The organism is Variovorax sp. TBS-050B, assembly GCF_029893635.1.
Taxonomy (GTDB): domain Bacteria; phylum Pseudomonadota; class Gammaproteobacteria; order Burkholderiales; family Burkholderiaceae_C; genus Variovorax.
This window is the reverse complement of record NZ_JARXYR010000002.1, coordinates 4,104,080-4,121,547: the sequence shown is the minus strand read 5'-3', so window position 1 is coordinate 4,121,547 and position 17,468 is coordinate 4,104,080. Positions and strand designations below refer to the sequence as shown.

At 68.9% G+C, this 17,468-nt stretch carries 18 protein-coding genes and 1 tRNA gene; 13 read left to right on the top strand and 6 right to left on the bottom strand.

Translation table 11 applies throughout. The features are described from left to right. Window position 1: 1 nt before the first annotated feature. From M2165_RS22060 to M2165_RS22050, 3 genes are read right to left on the bottom strand one after another with little or no spacing between them, the layout of a single operon-like run. Window positions 2-778, bottom strand: a complete 777-nt coding sequence (locus M2165_RS22060) for a glycosyltransferase family 2 protein (RefSeq protein WP_280816717.1) — start codon at window positions 776-778, stop codon at window positions 2-4. Then, window positions 745-1,548 carry a lysophospholipid acyltransferase family protein gene (locus tag M2165_RS22055; protein WP_280816716.1) on the bottom strand — a complete coding sequence of 268 codons (804 nt, stop codon included), beginning with the start codon at window positions 1,546-1,548 and terminating at the stop codon, window positions 745-747. The genes M2165_RS22060 and M2165_RS22055 overlap by 34 nt, the downstream gene beginning before the upstream one ends. Window positions 1,549-1,578: 30 nt before the next feature. Beyond that, window positions 1,579-2,610 (bottom strand): Rid family hydrolase, encoded by a 1,032-nt coding sequence (locus tag M2165_RS22050; protein ID WP_280816715.1) that lies wholly within the window; start codon window positions 2,608-2,610, stop codon window positions 1,579-1,581. A 202-nt stretch (window positions 2,611-2,812) separates the two neighbouring features. Here M2165_RS22050 and M2165_RS22045 point away from each other — a divergent pair, with 202 nt between their 5' ends. The 8 genes from M2165_RS22045 to rng are packed head-to-tail and all read left to right on the top strand — an operon-like array spanning window position 2,813 to window position 9,736. Beyond that, the gene (locus M2165_RS22045) at window positions 2,813-3,538 is read left to right on the top strand and encodes a YebC/PmpR family DNA-binding transcriptional regulator (RefSeq protein WP_280816714.1); all 726 of its coding nucleotides are present in this window, start codon (window positions 2,813-2,815) and stop codon (window positions 3,536-3,538) included. A 25-nt stretch (window positions 3,539-3,563) separates the two neighbouring features. Then, window positions 3,564-4,862, top strand: coding sequence for a phosphoribosylamine--glycine ligase (gene purD, locus M2165_RS22040; RefSeq protein ID WP_280816713.1), 1,299 nt, complete (start codon window positions 3,564-3,566; stop codon window positions 4,860-4,862). Beyond that, on the top strand, window positions 4,862-5,782 hold the full coding sequence (hemF, locus tag M2165_RS22035) for an oxygen-dependent coproporphyrinogen oxidase (protein WP_280816712.1): 921 nt from the start codon (window positions 4,862-4,864) through the stop codon (window positions 5,780-5,782). Before purD ends, hemF begins: the two co-directional genes overlap by 1 nt. 28 nt (window positions 5,783-5,810) lie before the next feature. Then, complete coding sequence (gene nadD / locus M2165_RS22030) at window positions 5,811-6,437, top strand: nicotinate-nucleotide adenylyltransferase (protein ID WP_280816711.1); 627 nt, start codon at window positions 5,811-5,813, stop codon at window positions 6,435-6,437. After that, window positions 6,437-7,105, top strand: coding sequence for a ribosome silencing factor (rsfS, locus tag M2165_RS22025; RefSeq protein ID WP_280816710.1), 669 nt, complete (start codon window positions 6,437-6,439; stop codon window positions 7,103-7,105). Before nadD ends, rsfS begins: the two co-directional genes overlap by 1 nt. After that, window positions 7,102-7,569, top strand: coding sequence for a 23S rRNA (pseudouridine(1915)-N(3))-methyltransferase RlmH (rlmH, locus tag M2165_RS22020; RefSeq protein ID WP_280816709.1), 468 nt, complete (start codon window positions 7,102-7,104; stop codon window positions 7,567-7,569). Before rsfS ends, rlmH begins: the two co-directional genes overlap by 4 nt. Before the next feature lie 31 nt (window positions 7,570-7,600). After that, window positions 7,601-8,203, top strand: a complete 603-nt coding sequence (locus tag M2165_RS22015) for a nucleoside triphosphate pyrophosphatase (RefSeq protein WP_280816708.1) — start codon at window positions 7,601-7,603, stop codon at window positions 8,201-8,203. Window positions 8,204-8,209: 6 nt separating this feature from the next. Beyond that, window positions 8,210-9,736, top strand: a complete 1,527-nt coding sequence (rng, locus tag M2165_RS22010) for a ribonuclease G (protein ID WP_280816707.1) — start codon at window positions 8,210-8,212, stop codon at window positions 9,734-9,736. 109 nt (window positions 9,737-9,845) lie between these two features. Here rng and msbA read toward each other — a convergent pair whose 3' ends face one another. Then, window positions 9,846-11,639 carry a lipid A export permease/ATP-binding protein MsbA gene (msbA, locus tag M2165_RS22005; RefSeq protein ID WP_280816706.1) on the bottom strand — a complete coding sequence of 598 codons (1,794 nt, stop codon included), beginning with the start codon at window positions 11,637-11,639 and terminating at the stop codon, window positions 9,846-9,848. Window positions 11,640-11,892: 253 nt separating this feature from the next. Here msbA and tolB point away from each other — a divergent pair, with 253 nt between their 5' ends. The 5 genes from tolB to M2165_RS21980 all read left to right on the top strand — a co-directional run bounded on the left by tolB (window position 11,893) and on the right by M2165_RS21980 (window position 15,420). Next, window positions 11,893-13,119: a Tol-Pal system beta propeller repeat protein TolB gene (tolB, locus tag M2165_RS22000; protein WP_280816705.1), complete on the top strand. Its 1,227-nt coding sequence runs from the start codon at window positions 11,893-11,895 to the stop codon at window positions 13,117-13,119. 26 nt (window positions 13,120-13,145) lie between these two features. Further along, window positions 13,146-13,667: a peptidoglycan-associated lipoprotein Pal gene (gene pal / locus M2165_RS21995; protein ID WP_280816704.1), complete on the top strand. Its 522-nt coding sequence runs from the start codon at window positions 13,146-13,148 to the stop codon at window positions 13,665-13,667. Next, entirely contained in the window at window positions 13,667-14,416 is a 750-nt protein-coding gene (gene ybgF, locus M2165_RS21990; RefSeq protein ID WP_280816703.1) for a tol-pal system protein YbgF, read from the top strand. Before pal ends, ybgF begins: the two co-directional genes overlap by 1 nt. Before the next feature lie 88 nt (window positions 14,417-14,504). Further along, a complete protein-coding gene (locus tag M2165_RS21985; protein ID WP_280817597.1) occupies window positions 14,505-15,290 on the top strand; it encodes a tRNA threonylcarbamoyladenosine dehydratase in 786 nt (261 codons plus the stop codon). Between the two features lie 54 nt (window positions 15,291-15,344). Beyond that, window positions 15,345-15,420: transfer RNA gene (locus tag M2165_RS21980), tRNA-Lys, on the top strand. Window positions 15,421-15,635: 215 nt separating this feature from the next. Here M2165_RS21980 and M2165_RS21975 read toward each other — a convergent pair. Continuing rightward, complete coding sequence (locus M2165_RS21975; RefSeq protein WP_280816702.1) at window positions 15,636-16,274, bottom strand: SGNH/GDSL hydrolase family protein; 639 nt, start codon at window positions 16,272-16,274, stop codon at window positions 15,636-15,638. 252 nt (window positions 16,275-16,526) lie between these two features. Beyond that, window positions 16,527-17,240, bottom strand: coding sequence for an XRE family transcriptional regulator (locus tag M2165_RS21970; protein WP_280816701.1), 714 nt, complete (start codon window positions 17,238-17,240; stop codon window positions 16,527-16,529). Window positions 17,241-17,468: the final 228 nt, after the last annotated feature.

The following is a 17,468-nucleotide window of genomic DNA, read 5'->3' as shown; positions in this document are numbered from 1 at the left end:
CTCAGGGCTGGAACGGCGGCAGCCGCCGGAACTTGCGCCACAGCAGCGCCGGCAGGCGCAGCACGAACTCGATCACGAGCCGCGTGTGCATCCAGGTCAGCAGCACGTTGTCGCGTCCGTAGCGGAAGTGCGAGACGCCGCCTTCCTCGGGGGTCAGGTACTTGACCGGCGCATCGATGTTCACCGGCTTCACGCCGCGCCAGGCGAGCCGCACGACGGCTTCGGTGTCGAAGTCGAAGCGGCGCATCCAGGGCTGGCGCTCCATCACCGCGATCAGCTCGGGCACCGGATAGACGCGGAATCCGTAGAGCGAATCGCCCACGCCCGCGAACAGCGTCTCGAGCTGGGTCCAGCCGTTCGACACGCGCCGGCCGCGCACGCGCAGCAGCGGCGCGGAGGCGTCGAAGACCGGACGGCCGAGCACCATCGTCTCCGGGCGCGCTTCGGAAGCGGCCATGAAGGCGGGGATCAGGTCGGCCGGGTGCTGGCCGTCGGAATCCATCGTCAGCGCATGGGTGAAGCCGGCTTCGCGCGCCGCGCGCAGGCCGTGCAGCACCGCCGCGCCCTTGCCCTGGTTCTGCGGCAGCAGCCACACGCGCAGGCCGGGGTCGTGCGCTGCCATCTGCTGCAGGCGCTCGCCGGTGCCGTCGGTGCTGCCGTCGACCACCACCCAGACCGGGTTCCACTGCGCGCGTGCTGCTTCGACCGTCGAGAACAGGCGCTCGCCCGTGTTGTAGCTGGGGATCAGGACAAGGTGGGTGCGCGAGGCGTCTGGCATGCGGGGGACGCGTCGGAGGCGCGCTGTTCCATGTGTTGGCGAAAGTACTGTTCCAGCTCCGACTGCAGCGCGTCGCTGTGCTGCGTGGGCGCGAAGCGCTGCCCCAGGCGCAGGGTGAAGACGATCGGCAGCGGCGGCACGCGCCAGATCGGCCAGCCCTTGGCGAGGTAGGGCGAGTCGGTGTCGATGAAGACGGTCTGGATCGGCGCCTGCGCGAGCTTGGCGATCAGCGTCACGCCGGGCCGGAACGGATTCAGCGGCGGCGTCACGGTGCGCGTGCCCTCGGGAAAGATCACGAGCTGGCCGCCGTTGCGCAGGTCGGCCACCGCGAGGCGCACCATGGTGCGTGCCGATTCGTTGCTGATGTAGCGCGCCAGCCGCGCGCCCGCGCCGAGGAAGATGTTGCGCAGCAGGTCCGCCTTCATGATGCAGGCGCTGCGCGGCAGCCGCGCCACCAGCAGCAGGGCGTCGAGCATCGTCGGATGGTTGGCGACGAAGATCACGCCGGGCTCGTCGCGCATGCGATCGAGGCAGCTCGCGTCGATGCGCATCATCCCCGTCACCGACGCCAGGCCCCAGAACATGCGGTAGGCGAAGGCGATGGTCATGCGGCCGAGCGCGCGCGCCGGGGCCTCGGGCATCACGGGATAGAGCAGCATCGCGATCAGGTTCCAGGCCAGCGAGATCAGGCCCAGGAACGCGAGCAGCGCGTAGAGCATCAACGCGAGCGGAAGGGTCGAGGCGATGCGCAGCACGCGGTTCATCGACATGGTGTCGCCGGTCCGGTCGGTCGCACCGGATCAGGCCCGCAGGCGACCCGGGGCGACCGCGTGCGCTTCGATCTCGACCAGCAGGTCGCTGCGGCAGATGTCCGCCTCCAGGTAGACCGCATGCCGGATCATCGGTGCGTCGGCGCCGAGCGCCTGCTCGAGCACGCCGCGCACCTTGTCGGCGTCGGCCGGATGGCGCACGTAGACCACGCAGTCGAGCATCGCGAGCGAGAACACGGCGCTGGACTGGCCGTTGGCCGCCGCGATCACGGCCTCGAGGTTGCGCAGGGTTTCGCGCGTCTGTTCGAGCACGTCGCCGTGGTGCACGGTCTCGTGGCCGACGATGCTCGCGGTGCCGGAGATGAAGAGCGCCACGTTGCCGTTGCCGATCTCCGCCAGCGCGGCGCGCGAGAAGGTGGGCGAGCGCGGGCCGTAGGTTTCGGGATAGCGGTAGGCCGAGACCTGGCGCGGGTTCTCGACCGGCAGCGGCGCGGTCTGGCCGGCCAGGAAGCGGATCGACAGCGCGCCCTGGTGGATGCCCAGCGCGCAGGCCGCCGGCGCGCCCTCGAAGGCGGCGCGGCCGGCTTCGAAGAAGGCTTCCTGGCGGCCGAGGTTGAACTGGCGGTAGCGCTCGAGCCCGCCGCCGTCGGCATTGATCTGCGGCAGGTAGTTCCAGATGCGCAGCAGGTGCGGCGTGCCGCCCTGGTCCAGCGTCTTGAACAGGTCGCGGTAGGCGCGGTGGGCGAGTTCGGCCAGGCCTTGCTGCTCGGCGGCTTCGTCGAGGTCGATCGCGCCGAGCAGCCATTGCCCGTTGCTGCGCCAGCGCGCGATGCCGGTGGTGCCGGAGCCGACCGGTGGGCCGTCGACATGCCACACGTCGGCCATGGCGCCTTGCGCCGAGAGCACGCGCGCATTGACGGTCGGCATCCACGCGAGGCCGTGCGGCGTGCCGTAGCCGAGTGCGGCGAAGGGCGCGCTGCCGTTGGCCAGCGCGAGGCTGTCCGGAAGCGAAAGGCGCTCGACGCGCAGCGGCGAGAGGGGAGCCGGGGACTGCACGGTCATCCGGCCTCGGCGTTGCGCCGCACGGGCGTGCGCGGCGGCAGGTGGCGCGGATTCCCCGGCGCGACGTGAAGCGATGGCGTCATCGAGGGATTATCACCAAAAGACATGGCCGCTTTTGGCGCCGCGGCGCCGGCCGTTGTGCGCGCCGGACAGTAAACTCGACACCTTGCTTTGAAAACACAAGATTGCGAGATAGAAAGCCATGGCCGGACACAGCAAATGGGCGAACATTCAGCACCGCAAGGGCCGCCAGGACGAGAAGCGGGGCAAGCTCTGGACCCGAGCCATCCGCGAGATCATGGTGGCCGCGCGCGCCGGCGGCGGTGACCTCAGCGCCAACCCGCGGCTGCGGCTCGCGGTCGAAAAGGCCAAGGCCGTCAACCTGCCGGCCGACACCGTCAAGCGCAACATCGACAAGGCGACCGGCAACCTCGAAGGCGTGAACTACGAGGAAATTCGTTACGAAGGGTACGGCATCGGCGGCGCCGCGATCATCGTCGACACCATGACCGACAACCGCGTGCGCACCGTGGCCGAGGTGCGCCACGCTTTCGCCAAGCACGGCGGCAACATGGGCACCGAAGGCTCGGTGGCCTTCCAGTTCAAGCACTGCGGCCAGATCATCTTCGCGCCCGGCACCGACGAGGACAAGGTGATGGAACTCGCGCTCGAGGCCGGCGCGGAGGACGTGGTCACCGACGACGACGGCGCCATCGAGGTGCTGACCGCGGTCGGCGACTTCGAAGCCGTCAAGAGCGCGCTCGAGGCGGGCGGCCTCAAGCCCGAGGTGGCCGAGGTCACGATGCGGGCCGAGAACACCGTCGAGGTGACCGGCGAGGACGCGGCCAGGATGCAGAAGCTGCTCGATGTGCTCGAAGACCTGGACGACGTCCAGGAGGTCTATCACAACGCTGCGCTTTCCGAATGACAGACATACAGATGAAGGCCTGCGAATGAAGGTACTGGTAATCGGGGGCGGCGGCCGGGAGCACGCGCTCGCGTGGCGCCTGGCGCAGTCCAGCCGCGTGAGCCGCGTCTACGTGGCGCCGGGCAACGGCGGCACCGCGAGCGACGAGCGCTACGACTGCATCGACATCACCGAGCCCGCCGCGCTGCGCGAGTGGGCCGCGAAGGAGAAGATCGCGCTCACCGTCGTCGGCCCCGAGGCGCCGCTGGCGGCCGGCGTGGTGGACGAATTCCGCTCGCACGGCCTGCGCATCTTCGGCCCCACGCGTGCGGCCGCGCAGCTCGAAAGCTCCAAGGCCTTCTCCAAGGCCTTCATGAAGCGCCACAAGATCCCGACCGCCGAATACGAGGCCTTCACCGATGCGGCCGCGGCGCATGCGTACATCGACGCCAAGGGCGCGCCGATCGTGGTCAAGGCCGACGGCCTCGCGGCCGGCAAGGGCGTGGTGGTGGCCATGACCGCGCAGGAAGCGCACGAGGCGGTCGACTTCATGCTGGTCGACAACAAGTTCGGCGTCTCGCACAACGACGGCGGCGCCCGCGTGGTGATCGAGGAGTTCCTGCAGGGCGAGGAAGCCAGTTTCATCGTGCTGTGCGACGGCAAGAACGTCACCGCGCTCGCGACCAGCCAGGACCATAAGCGCCTGCTCGACAACGACGAGGGTCCGAACACCGGCGGCATGGGCGCGTATTCGCCCGCGCCCGTGGTCACGGCCGAGGTGCATGCGCGCGCGATGCGCGAGATCATCCTGCCGACCATCCGCGGCATGGAGAAGGACGGCATCCCGTACACCGGCTTCCTCTACGCCGGCCTGATGATCGACGCGGCCGGCCATCCGAAGACGCTCGAATTCAACTGCCGCATGGGCGACCCCGAGACGCAGCCGATCATGATGCGCCTCAAGTCCGACCTGTTCCAGGTGTTCTGGCATGCCACCGACGGCACGCTCGACCAGGTCGAGCTGCAGTGGGACCGGCGCGTGGCGCTCGGCGTGGTGATGGCGGCGCACGGCTATCCGCTCTCGCCGCGCAAGGGCGACCGCATCACCGGCATTCCGGCCGAGGCGCCCGATGCGGTGGTGTTCCATGCGGGCACCACGCAGCAGGACGGCGAGCTCAAGACCAGCGGCGGCCGCGTGCTCTGCGTGACCGTGCTCGCCGACAGCGTCAAGCTCGCGCAGCAGCGCGCCTACGAAGTCGCGGCGCGCATCGGCTTCGACGGCGCCCAGTACCGCAAGGACATCGGCCACCGCGCCGTGCAGGCGCGCAACAACCCGCAAACCTGATGCAGCAGACCCAACCGACTGCGGTCGGCGACTACCTGCGCCAGCTCCAGCAGCAGATCGTGGCGGCGGTCGAAGCGGCCGACGGCGGCGCCCTCTGCGTGCGCGATGCGTGGCAGAAGGAACCCGGCGAGGCGCTGCAGGGCAGCGGCCTGACCTGCATCCTCGAAGGCGGGGCGCTTTTCGAGCGCGCGGGCTGCGGCTTCTCGCAAGTGCGCGGTCCCAGTCTGCCGCCCTCGGCCACGCAGAACCGGCCGGAACTCGCCGGCGCGCCGTTCGAGGCCATGGGCGTGTCGCTGGTGTTCCATCCGCGCAACCCCTACGTGCCGATCGTGCACATGAACGTGCGCATGCTTGCCGCGCTGCCCGAGGGCCGGGACCCGGTGTGCTGGTTCGGCGGCGGCATGGACCTCACGCCCTGCTACGGCTTCGAAGAGGACGCGGTGCATTTCCACGCCACCTGCCGCGACGCGCTCGCCGCCTTCGGCGACGACAAGTACCCGCGCTTCAAGGCCTGGTGCGACGAGTATTTCTTTCTCAAGCACCGCAACGAGCAGCGCGGCATCGGCGGCATCTTCTTCGACGACTTCTCCGAAGGCGGCTTCGAGAACGGCTTCGCCATGCTGCGTTCGGTGGGCGATGCCTTCCTGCCGGCCTACCTGCCGATCGTCGAGCGCCGCCGCGCCACGCCCTTCGGCGAACGCGAGCGCGCGTTCCAGCTCTACCGGCGCGGCCGGTACGTGGAGTTCAACCTCGTGTGGGACCGCGGCACGCACTTCGGCCTGCAGTCGGGCGGCCGCACCGAATCGATCCTGCTGTCGATGCCGCCGCTCGCGAGCTGGGCCTATCGCCAGCAGCCGGCGCCGGGCAGCCCCGAAGCGGCGCTGTACAGCGACTTCATCGTGCGCCGGGATTGGGTATGAAGCCTGGTCGGGCGCGCGGCGGGCGATCATGCGGCTGAGCGAGGGCGCGCGCATCGGCGTCTTCGGCGGCGCCTTCGATCCACCGCACAACGCGCACGTGGCGCTCGCGACGGCGGCGCTCGCGCAATCGAACCTCGCGGAACTGCACGTCATTCCCACCGGCCAGGCCTGGCACAAGCGCCGCACGCTCACGGCCGCGGAAGACCGCCTCGCGATGGCGAAGCTCGCCTTCTCGGACCCGGAGGGCAGGGTGGTGGTCGACAGCCGCGAGGTGCTGCGCGACGGCCCCACCTACACGCTCGACACGCTGCACGAACTGCAGCGCGAGCAGCCCGGCGCGCAGCTGGTGCTGATCATGGGCGCCGACCAGGCGCGCGCGCTGCCGACCTGGCACGGCTGGCAGGATATACTCGGCATTGCTATTGTTTCTGTAGCGTATCGCGCATTGTCGACGGGCAGCACCGCTCGTTTTGACCCGAAGATGCTGCCAGGCCTGCCGGCCGGTGCGCGCTTCGAGGCGCTCGAACTGCCCGCCATGGACACCAGCGCCACCGACATCCGGCGGCGCGCGGCGCTTGGCGAGAACATTTCCTCGCTGGTTCCGCCCGCCGTTGCACGCTATATTGACCAACACCACCTTTACCGCTCTGCCTGATGACCACTGAAGCCGCCGCCAAGAAAGACACCCAGAAACTCCAGCGGGCCATCATCGATGGCCTCGAAGACGTCAAGGCGCAGGACATCCAGGTTTTCGACACCGAGCATCTCTCGCCGCTTTTCGAGCGCGTGATCGTCGCATCGGGCACCTCCAACCGGCAGACCAAGGCGCTCGCCTCGAGCGTGCGCGACGCGGTGCGCGAGGCCGGCTTCCCCAAGCCGCGCGTCGAGGGCGAGGACAACGGCGAATGGATCATCGTCGACTGCGGCGCCGCGGTCGCGCACATCATGCAGCCGGCCATCCGCCAGTACTACCACCTGGAGGAGATCTGGGGCGACAAGCCGGTGCGCGCCAAGCTCGGCGGCACCAAGCCCGCGGCCGCCAAGGCGGCAAAGAGCGGCGACGAAGAAACCAAGAAGCCGGCCAAGGAGCCCAGCCTGCGCCGCGCGAGCGCGGCCAAGACCGCGATCCGCGCGGCCGAGCAGGAGGCCAAGGCCGAGAAGGCCGCCAGGGCGCCCGCCAAGAAGACGGCTGCGCGCAAGGCACCGGCCAAGAAGACCGCCACCACGGCGCGCGTGCCGGTGAAGGTGGTCGGCAAGCCGGCCGCGAAGAAGCCCGCGGCCAAGAAGGCGCCTGCCAAGAAGGCGCCAGCGCGCCGCGCATGAAGCTGCTGGTGGTCGCCGTCGGGCAGCGCATGCCCGACTGGGCGCAGACTGCCTGGGACGACTACGCCAAGCGCTTCCCGCCCGAGCTCAAGCTCGAGCTGCGGGCCGTCAAGACCGAACCGCGCGGCTCCAAGTCGCTCGAGACCCTGTACGCCGCCGAGCGCGAGCGCATCGAGGCCGCCATCGCCCGCGGCATGCGCATCGTGGTGCTCGACGAACGCGGCACCGCGCTCACCACCAAGGCGTTGGCCGCGCGCCTGCAAGCCTGGCAGGGCGAGGGCGACGACGTGGCGCTCGTCATCGGCGGGCCCGACGGGCTCGATCCCGCCTTCAAGGCCGCGGCCCACGAACGCATCCGCCTGTCCGACCTGACGCTGCCGCATGCGATGGCACGCGTGCTGCTCGTGGAGCAGCTCTACCGCGCCTGGTCGGTCAATGCCGGCCATCCCTACCACCGCGAGTGAGCGGGCCGGCGGGCCGCACGGAGACCTGAACTTGCCTGATTTCATCTACCTCGCATCGCAAAGCCCGCGCCGCGCGCAGCTGCTCGGCCAGTTCGGCATCCGGCACGAACTGCTGCTGGCCGGCCCCGACGAGGACGCCGAATCGCTCGAGGCGGTGCGGCCGAACGAATCGCCGACCGCCTACGTGCAGCGCGTGACCGCGCTCAAGCTCGATGCGGCGGTCGCGCGCCATCGGCGCCTGGGTCTGGCCGCGGCGCCGGTGCTCTGCGCCGACACCACGGTGGCCCTCGGCCGCAGCATCCTCGGCAAGCCCGCGGATGCGCGCGATGCCGAGCGCATGCTGGCGCGGCTCGCCGGCACCACGCACCGCGTGCTCACCGCCATCGCGCTGCAGCACGGGCGCCAGCGGCACGCGGCGCTCAGCGTCTCGCGCGTGCGCTTCGCCGCGATGACGCGCACGCAGATCGCCCGCTATGCGGCGAGCGGCGAACCGCTCGGCAAGGCCGGCGCCTACGCGATCCAGGGCGCCGCCGCCGCGTTCGTCGAGCACATCAGCGGCTCCTATTCGGGCATCATGGGACTCCCGATGTTCGAGACCGCGCAGTTGCTTCGACGCGCCGGCTTCACCCTCTAGGACCTCATGCAAGACATCCTGATCAATTGGTCTCCCCAGGAGACCCGCGTGGCCGTGGTCGAGCATGGCGCGGTGCAGGAACTGCACGTCGAGCGCACGCTCGAGCGCGGACTCGTCGGCAACATCTACCTCGGCAAGGTCTCGCGCGTGCTGCCCGGCATGCAGTCGGCCTTCATCGACGTGGGCCTCGAGCGCACCGCGTTCCTGCACGTGGCCGACCTGGTCGCGCCGTTCACGCCCGGCTCGCGGCCGAGCGCGCCCGCACCCGAGCGCGACCATCGCAACGGCGGGCCGATGATCCCGATCGAGAAGCAGGTGTTCGAGGGCCAGTCGCTGCTGGTGCAGGTCATCAAGGACCCGATCGGCACCAAGGGCGCGCGGCTCTCGACGCAGATCAGCATCGCCGGCCGGCTGCTGGTCTTTCTGCCGCAGGACAACCACATCGGCGTGTCGCAGAAGATCCCGGCCGACCAGCGCGATTCGCTGCGCGCGCGCATGCTCGCGCTGATCGAAGCCGCCGCCGCCGCCGACAGCGGCGGCGTGGTGCCCGCCAACACCGGCGGCTTCATCCTGCGCACCAACGGCGAGGACGCATCCGACGCGGAACTGGCCGAGGACATCGCCTACCTGCGCAAGACCTGGTCGCGCATCCGCGAGGCCTCGGGCCGCATGCCGCCGATGTCGCTGCTGCACCAGGACCTGAGCCTGCTGCAGCGCGTGCTGCGCGACATGACGACCGAGGACACGCAGACCATCCGCATCGACTCGCGCGAGCAGTTCGAGGTGCTGCTGAAGTTCGGGCTCGAATACATGCCGCAGGCGGCGGGCAAGCTGCAGCACTACCGCGGCGAGCGGCCGATCTTCGACCTGTACGCGGTGGACGAGGAAATCGCCAAGGCGCTGGGCCGCCGGGTCGATCTGAAATCGGGCGGCTACCTCGTGGTGGACCAGACCGAGGCGCTCACCACCGTCGACGTGAACACCGGCGGCTTCGTCGGCGCGCGCAACTTCGACGACACCATCTTCAAGACCAACCTCGAGGCCGCGCAGGCCATCGCGCGGCAGCTGCGGCTGCGCAACCTGGGCGGGATCATCATCGTCGACTTCATCGACATGGCGCGCGACGACCACCGCGAACAGGTGCTCGCCGAATTCCGCAAGCAGCTGGCGCGCGACCGCGTCAAGACCACGGCGGGCGGCTTCTCGCAGCTCGGCCTCGTCGAGATGACGCGCAAGCGCACGCGCGAATCGCTGGCGCACATGCTCTGCGAACCCTGCGTCGCCTGTGGCGGCCAGGGCATCGTAAAGACCGCGCGCAGCGTGGCCTACGACGCGATGCGCGAGATCCTGCGCGAGGCGCGGCAGTTCACGCCGCGCGAGTTCCGCATCGTGTCGTCGCCGCAGGTGATCGAGCTGTTCCTCGACGAGGAGAGCCAGCACCTCGCCGGGCTCAGCGACTTCATCGGCAAGCCGATCTCGCTGCAGGCGGAGCCGGCGATCGGGCAGGGGCAGTACGACATCGTGCTGCTTTGAAGGCGGACTTCCGGACGCAGAGGACCCGAAGGTTTCGCGAAGGGCGCGAAAGGGATACCTGAAGGACGGGTGGTGCGGGGGCTCTGGCGGAACGCGGCTGGCCTTGAACCTAGAGGGTCGGCGGCTGGCCGGCGGACGCGGTGCGCAGCGCGGTGCTCTGCAGGCGCGCGTAGAGGCCGTCGAGCGCCATGAGCTGTGCGTGGCTGCCTTGCTCGACCACGCGGCCCTGTTCCATCACCACGATGCGGTCGGCATGCTGGATGGTCGAGAGGCGGTGCGCGACGATCAGCGTGGTGCGGTTCTGCATCAGGCGCTGCAGCGCGTCCTGCACCAGGCGCTCCGATTCGGTGTCGAGCGCCGAGGTGGCCTCGTCGAGCAGCAGGATCGGTGCGTCCTTGTAGAGCGCCCGCGCGATCGCCAGGCGCTGGCGCTGCCCGCCCGAGAGCTGGGTCGCGTTGTGGCCGAGCACGGTGTCGATGCCCTGCGGCAGGCTCTCGACGTGGCTGGCGAGGTTGGCCGCGGCCACGCATTGCTGCACGCGTGCGCGGTCGATCTCGGCATCGGCGCCGAGCGCCACGTTGGCGGCCAGCGTGTCGTTGAGCATGACCACGTCCTGGCTCACCATCGCGAACTGCGCGCGCAGGCTGCGCAGTTCCCATTCGGCGATGTCGTGGCCGTCGAGCAGCACGGCGCCGCCGCTCGGCAGCACGAAGCGCGGCAGCAGGTTCATCAGGGTCGTCTTGCCGGAGCCCGAAGGACCGACGAAGGCCACGCTCTGGCCCGGCTCGATCGCGAGGCTCACGCCGTCGAGCGCCGGGCGCTCGTCCTCACCGCGGTAGTTCACGCGCGCGTCCCTGAACTCGATGTGGCCCTGGGCGCGCGCCATGGCGAAGCGGCCCTGCGGCTCCGTCGGCACCTCGTCGACCAGCGCCAGGCCGCGCTCGAGCGCCGCCAGGCCGCGCGTGATCGGCCCGGCGACCTCGGCGAGCCGGCGGATCGGCGCGATCAGCATCAGCATCGCCGTGATGTAGGCGACGAAGCCGCCGACCGTGAAGCCCTGCTCGCCGCTCTGCCAGAGCGCGATCATCACCACCACCGACAGCGCCAGCGCCGCCATCATCTGCGTCAGCGGCGTGGTCGCGGCCTGCGCGATGGTGGACTTCACGGCCAGCCGGTTGAGCTGCTGGCTCAGCTGCTCGAAGCGCCGGGCCTGGGCCGTCTCGGCGCCATGCAGGCGCACCATGCGGTGCGCGAGCACGTTCTCCTCGACCACGTAGGCCAGCTCGTCCGTGGCCTGCTGGCCCTGCTGCGTGAGCTTGTAGAGGCGCTTGGAGAACACCTTCATGATCCACGAGATGCTCGGCACCAGGAAGGCCACGATCAGCGTGAGCTTCCAGTTCAGATAGACCAGGTAGCCCAGCAGCGCCACCAGCGTGAAGCCGTCGCGCGAGAGTCCGAGCAGCGCCTGCACCAGCAGCATCGCGCCGGTCTGCACTTCATAGACCACGGTGTTGGACAGCGTGCTGGCCGACTGCCGCGCGAAGAGGGCGAGCTCGGCGCCGAGCAGCCGCTCGAACAGCACGCGGCGCAGCCGCTGCATGCCTTCGTTGGCGATGCGCGAGAGCGCGTACTGCGAAATGAACTGCGCGATGCCGCGCACGGCGAACAGCAGCAGCACCGCGGCCGGCACGAACCACAGCGGCATCTGGCCACGCGTGAAGCCGCGGTCCAGCAGCGGCTTGAGCAGCGCGGCCATCAGTGGCTCCGTCAGCGCCGCGAGCAGGGCGCCGATCAGTCCCAGCGCCCACCACTGGCGCGAGCCGCCGAACCAGGTCATGAGACGCGCGAGCCGTCGGAGCAGGGGAGGGCGTGCGGAGGTCTCGCTGCCGGGGGATGCTTGCATGGCGGCGGATTCTACGGGGCGCCCGCCGGACCCTTCGGGCGGGACGCCTTGTAGGACCGCGCCGATCGATACACGTTTTGTGACGGCGCCGCCGGGCCAGTGTGTAACATGTGGGGCGTTGCACCGGGGAGAACTTTTTTACCCCGAAACATCTCCGAACCGCATGAACAAGCCGTTGCCAGCTTCCATTCCAACTCCTTCTTCATCGCTTCTTGCTCGCCGCTCCCTGATCGCGGCCCTGGCCGCGACCCCCATGCTGCCCGCGCTGGCCCAGTTCAGGGTCGAGGTCTCGGGCGTCGGGCTCACCCAGCTGCCCATCGCGCTGGTTCCCTTCAAGGGCCAGGACGCTTCGCCGCAGAAGATCTCCGACATCGTGCAGGCCGACCTCGAACGCAGCGGCCAGTTCCGTGGCGTCGATGCCTCGGGCCAGGCGCTCGACGAGGCCTCGCGCCCCGATCTCTCGCTGTGGCGCCAGCGCACCGCCGACTCGCTCGTGGTGGGCAGCGTCACGCGGCTCGGCGACGGCCGCTACGACGTGCGCTTCCGCCTCTGGGACGTGGTGCGCGGACAGGACCTCGGCGGCCAGAGCTACACCGTGCCGCAGGGCGACCTGCGGCTCGCATCGCACCGGATCGCCGACTACGTGTACGAGAAGCTCACCGGCGACAAGGGCATCTTCTCGACGCGCATCGCCTACGTGACCAAGGGCGGCAGCCGCTACTCGCTCTGGGTGGCCGATGCCGACGGCGAGAACGCGCAGGCCGCGCTCGCGAGTCCCGAGCCGATCATCTCGCCCGTGTGGTCCTCCAACGGCCAGCAGCTTGCCTACGTGTCGTTCGAGTCGCGCAAGCCCGTGGTGTACGTGCACAACGTCGCGAGCGGCCAGCGCCGTTTGCTCGCGAACTTCCGCGGCTCCAACAGCGCGCCGGCCTGGGCGCCCGACGGCAACTCGCTGGCCGTCACGCTGAGCCGCGACGGCGGCTCGCAGCTCTACACGATCCCCGCGAGCGGCGGCGAGCCGCGCCGGCTCACGCAGAGCGCGAGCATCGACACCGAGCCGGTCTACTCGGCCGACGGCAGCACCATCTACTTCGTGAGCGACCGCGGCGGCGCGCCACAGATCTACAAGATGAGCGCCAGCGGCGGCGCGCCCACGCGCGTCACCTTCAGCGGGACCTACAACATTTCTCCTTCCGTCAGCGGCGATGGCCGGTGGTTGGCCTACATCTCGCGCATTGGCGGTGCGTTCAAACTCCATGTGATGGAGTTGGCAACCGGCAATGTCTCGGCCATCACCGACACCTCGGCAGACGAAAGCCCAAGTTTCGCCCCCAACAGCAAGCTCATCGTCTACGCAACGCACCTGCAAGGCCGCGAAGCGCTCATGACGACCACGCTGGACGGAAAAATAAAGGCACGGCTGGCGGGCCAGGCGGGAGACATAAGAGAACCGGACTGGGGTCCGTTTCAAAAGCAATGACCAAAGGTTTATTTGAGGAGTACCCAATGTTGAAACGTACGATTTATTCGCTGGCCATCGTGGCTCTGATTGCCGGTTGCTCGTCGGGCACCAAGCTCAACGACACCCCCGTGACCGACCGTTCCGGCACCGCCGGCGGCAGTCAGCAGGGCAGCGCGAGCGCCGTGGCTCCCGTCACGATCGACCCGAACGCAAGCACTGCGCAAGGCCCGACGGGCGTCGAACGGATCGTCTATTTCGACTACGACAGCTACACCGTCAAGCCCGAGTTCCAGTCGGTGATCGACGGCCACGCGCGTTTCCTGCGTGCCAATGCGCAGCGCCGCATCTCGATCGAAGGCCACACCGACGAACGCGGCGGCCGCGAGTACAACCTCGCGCTCGGCCAGAAGCGCTCCGAGGCCGTTCGTCGCGCGCTCACGCTGCTCGGCGTCAACGATTCGCAGATCGAGGCCGTGAGCTTCGGCAAGGAAAAGCCGGCGGTCCAGGGCTCGGGCGAGGAAGTCTGGGCACAGAACCGTCGCGCTGAAATCCGCTACACCCGGTGATGCAGCAATCCCTCTGGCGAAGCGCGGCCCTGGCGGCCGCCTTGCTCTGCGCGTCGGCCGGCTCGCAGGCCGCTCTGTTCGAGGATGACGAGGCACGCCGCGCCATCCTCGACCTGCGCCAGCGCGTCGAGGCCATGCGGCAGCAGACCGATCAGCGCCTGGCCGACGAGAACGGCCAGCTGCGCCGCAGCCTGCTCGATCTGCAGACCCAGATCGAGCAGATGCGCGGCGATCTCGCGCGCATGACCGGCCAGAACGAGCAGCTGCAGCGCGCGCTGAGCGAAATCCAGTCCCGCCAGACCACCATCGACGACCGCCTCAAGCAGAACGAGCCGACGAAGGTTTCGGTCGATGGCCGCGAGTTCAACGCCGATCCGCGCGAGAAGGCCGACTTCGATGCCGCACTCGGCATCTTCCGTGCGGGCCAGTTCGCGCAGGCGCAGACCGCCTTCGCCGAGTTCGTCAAGCGCTACCCGCAGAGCGGCTACAACGCCTCGGCGCTGTTCTGGCTCGGCAACGCGCAGTACGCCACGCGCAACTACAACGAGGCCATCGCGAACTTCCGTTCCATGCTCTCGCTCGCGCCCGACCACGCCAAGGCACCCGAGGCCGTGCTGTCGATCGCGAACTGCCAGATCGAGCTGAAGGACACGCGCGCCGCGCGCCGCACGCTGGAAGACCTGACCAAGGCCTATCCGCAGTCCGAAGCCGCCCAGGCGGGCCGCGAGCGCCTTTCGCGCCTGCGCTAGCGACAGCGGAGCTTTCCGCTTGAGCACAGCAGAGGCCGTCATCTCTTCCGAAGAAGCTTCGAGCGTCGCCGCGGATGTCGTCACGGACATCGCGGCGCCTGATTTCGCGCGCCGCTTCGGCGGGCTCGAGCGGCTCTACGGCGTGGCCGGTGCCGCGCGCATTTTCCAGTCCCACGTGGTCGTCGTCGGCATCGGCGGCGTCGGCTCGTGGGCCGTCGAGGCGCTCGCACGCAGCGGCGTGGGGCGGCTCACGCTGATCGACCTCGACCATGTGTCGGAGTCGAACATCAACCGCCAGATCCACGCCCTCGAGGCGACGGTTGGGCAGGCCAAGGTCGAGGCCATGCGCGAGCGCATCGCGCAGATCAATCCCGCCTGCAAGGTGCTTGCGCTCGACGAGTTCGTCGAACCCGACAACTGGGCCGCCTTGCGCGAGGCCGCGGAGGCCGCCAACGGTCCGGTCACGGCCGTCATCGATGCCTGCGACCAGGTCAAGGCCAAGCTCGCGATGGCCGCATGGGCACGCAGCGCGCGCGCGGTGGCCTTCGTCACCGTGGGAGCGGCGGGCGGCAAGCGGCAGGCCCACAAGGTCGAGGTGGAAGATCTCTCGCTCGTCACCCACGACCCCTTGCTCGCCCAACTTCGCCAACGCCTGCGCAAGCAGCACGGCGCGCCGCGCGAAGGCCGCAAGATCGGCGTGAGCTGCGTCTTCAGCCGCGAAAGCGTCGCACCACCCGACGCGTCCTGCGCCATCGAGGGCGATGGCTCGCTCAACTGCCACGGCTATGGGTCGGTGGTGAGCGTGACCGCGACTTTCGGCCAATGTGCGGCCGGCTGGGTTCTGGACAAAATCGCGAGCAACGCCGCGCTATAATCTTTGGCTTTGCCGCGCTCGGCGCAGCAGGAAAACAAAAAGAGAAATGGTTCCGGGACGTTAGCTCAGTTGGTAGAGCAGCGGACTTTTAATCCGTTGGTCACTGGTTCGAATCCAGTACGTCCTACCACCCATCTCTTCTCTGCAGAGACACTTCGAAGGCCGCTTTCAAGCGGCCTTTCTCTTTGGCGCGTCGGGGGTGTGCACGACGTTCTCCGCTGCCGTCAAGGGCGGCTCGAGCCTATCGATGGCGTGCTTTCCTTCGAGAGGGGACGACGGGCGCGCCGCGGCCCATTTTTCGCGGCTCAATGGCGCCCCGCAACACGCCGAGGCGATCACCGCGAGCTACCCGCGGCACTCCGGCGCCGCCTTCTCCAGTGTCTCGACGAGGCGCTGCACGAGCCGCGTGCTGTATTCCTGGCTCGGGTGGACGTCGTCGACCATGTGCTTCGGGTCAAACGGTACGCTGCCCCAGTCGGCAAAGACTGCGCCTTCCTCGGCGGCAATCCGGCGCGCGGTGGCGTCGTACTGTTCGCGGCGCTCGGCCAAATTCCCACGCACTCTCGACAGCCCCGTGACGACCAGCGCTTTTCTCTGCGCCTTCACATGCCGCGCCATGGCGCGGAACGCCGGCTCATAGTCGTAGCTGTTCCCCACATCATTGATTCCGTACTCGAGCACCACCACGCGTGCGGTGCTGGGCTGACGCACGAATGCCGGTCGGCGCTGGAACGCCGAATCGCCGACGACCGAGTGATCGGAGATTTGCCAAGTGGGCCGCATGCGCCGCATCGCCACGACAGGAGGGTCGGGCAGGCGATTTCCAAGGTTCGCGCCGAATCCGCCATAGAGGATGGAGTCGCCATAAAGACCAACGGAGCACACCAACGCCGCCGGCGGGGGCGCCTTGGCATCCTCGATCGGCGCCTTCTGTGGTGCTGGTCCGAATGTGCTGCACCCGGCCAATAAGACGGTGGCAGCCATGGTGGCCCACTTGGAGCGCGAGATGAGAAGGGGATGTTTTGCCATGGGGCAGGAGTATGCCCCCCTACCTAGCGCAGGGCTGGAACTCGGAAGCGCCGCCGGGCAAAAAAGAAGCCCGCGCAGAGGCGGGCTCGAAGGTGACCTGCTGGAGGGAGGAGGGAGGATCAGAGGTGCAGGCCACAGGGAGAGCCTCGACTGTGCGCCGCCAACCTGCCTGCGACCTGACCAGCATCCGCGTTCTTCGCGGCGTCATCAGTCCTCGTCTTCCCATTTGCCGACGACGGTGCCGAGCACGGTGAACGGCGTGCGGATCGGCTCGTGCTTGGGATTCAGCGGCAACAGCCAGCGGCGTCCATCCTCTTCCTTATAGGTCTTGAAGGTGATCTCGCCGGTTTCGAGCCGGGCGATGACGCGCTCGCCGTCGGCGGGCGTGGTGAGCTGGGTGTCGACGAAGATGATCGATCCGGCGGGGTAGCTTTTGAGATGGCCGCTCGGCGCGGTCATGCTGTCGCCGCGCACGCGCAGCGCGTAGCTCCGGTCCCGGCTGTGGTGCGCGATGCAGGGGATCCAGCGCTCGGCCTTGGTGCTGTCGCGCGAGGCGCTGGTCCATGACGCGACCTCGGACCAGCCGATCAGCGGCAGGGTGTCGGGCGTGCCGGGCTCGAAGGCGGGGCCGGCAGGCGGGGTGCGTGCGACGCGGTAGGGGGGCGGCGGCTCGTTGGCGTTGTCGCGCGAGGGGCGCGACTGCACTTCGTCCCACGGCGCGGGTCCGTCGCCGGTGTCGAGCCAGTTGGGGTCCACGCGGTAGGCGCGTGCCAGGGCCAGCAGGCCCATGGAGCGGCCGGTGTCGCCGCGTTCGATCTTCGAGATGTTGGATTGCTTGACGCCCGAAGCGGCTTCGGCCTGCTTCTGAGTCATCTTCGCGAATTTGCGAGCGGCCTTTGCGCGCGCGGCAATAGTCTCCATGAAGGAGATTTAAGCCCAGGCGAATATTCAACTTGGACTCTAAAATAGTTGCAAGGGAGTAAATGCCATGAAGCCACGTGAGTTGGTGCGGGCGCAAAGAGCCATCAGGCCGGCGCAGGAGCGAACGAGGGGCGCAGCGTCGGAATTGCGGCGTCTGCAAGGCACGGCGGCAGCAGCGCGCCTGGCTGCGGCGCCGGTGGTCGTGCCGGTGGTGGTGGTACTCGCCTC

Excerpts from the sequence above, each read along its gene's own strand:
- M2165_RS22060 (WP_280816717.1), bottom strand. The coding sequence starts at position 778 with ATGCCAGACGCCTCGCGCACCCACCTTGTCCTGATCCCCAGCTACAAC.
- M2165_RS22055 (WP_280816716.1), bottom strand. The coding sequence starts at position 1,548 with ATGTCGATGAACCGCGTGCTGCGCATCGCCTCGACCCTTCCGCTCGCG.
- M2165_RS22050 (WP_280816715.1), bottom strand. The coding sequence starts at position 2,610 with ATGACCGTGCAGTCCCCGGCTCCCCTCTCGCCGCTGCGCGTCGAGCGC.
- M2165_RS22045 (WP_280816714.1), top strand. The coding sequence starts at position 2,813 with ATGGCCGGACACAGCAAATGGGCGAACATTCAGCACCGCAAGGGCCGC.
- purD (WP_280816713.1), top strand. The coding sequence starts at position 3,564 with ATGAAGGTACTGGTAATCGGGGGCGGCGGCCGGGAGCACGCGCTCGCG.
- hemF (WP_280816712.1), top strand. The coding sequence starts at position 4,862 with ATGCAGCAGACCCAACCGACTGCGGTCGGCGACTACCTGCGCCAGCTC.
- nadD (WP_280816711.1), top strand. The coding sequence starts at position 5,811 with ATGCGGCTGAGCGAGGGCGCGCGCATCGGCGTCTTCGGCGGCGCCTTC.
- rsfS (WP_280816710.1), top strand. The coding sequence starts at position 6,437 with ATGACCACTGAAGCCGCCGCCAAGAAAGACACCCAGAAACTCCAGCGG.
- rlmH (WP_280816709.1), top strand. The coding sequence starts at position 7,102 with ATGAAGCTGCTGGTGGTCGCCGTCGGGCAGCGCATGCCCGACTGGGCG.
- rng (WP_280816707.1), top strand. The coding sequence starts at position 8,210 with ATGCAAGACATCCTGATCAATTGGTCTCCCCAGGAGACCCGCGTGGCC.
- msbA (WP_280816706.1), bottom strand. The coding sequence starts at position 11,639 with ATGCAAGCATCCCCCGGCAGCGAGACCTCCGCACGCCCTCCCCTGCTC.
- tolB (WP_280816705.1), top strand. The coding sequence starts at position 11,893 with ATGCTGCCCGCGCTGGCCCAGTTCAGGGTCGAGGTCTCGGGCGTCGGG.
- pal (WP_280816704.1), top strand. The coding sequence starts at position 13,146 with ATGTTGAAACGTACGATTTATTCGCTGGCCATCGTGGCTCTGATTGCC.
- ybgF (WP_280816703.1), top strand. The coding sequence starts at position 13,667 with ATGCAGCAATCCCTCTGGCGAAGCGCGGCCCTGGCGGCCGCCTTGCTC.
- M2165_RS21975 (WP_280816702.1), bottom strand. The coding sequence starts at position 16,274 with ATGGCTGCCACCGTCTTATTGGCCGGGTGCAGCACATTCGGACCAGCA.
- M2165_RS21970 (WP_280816701.1), bottom strand. The coding sequence starts at position 17,240 with ATGGAGACTATTGCCGCGCGCGCAAAGGCCGCTCGCAAATTCGCGAAG.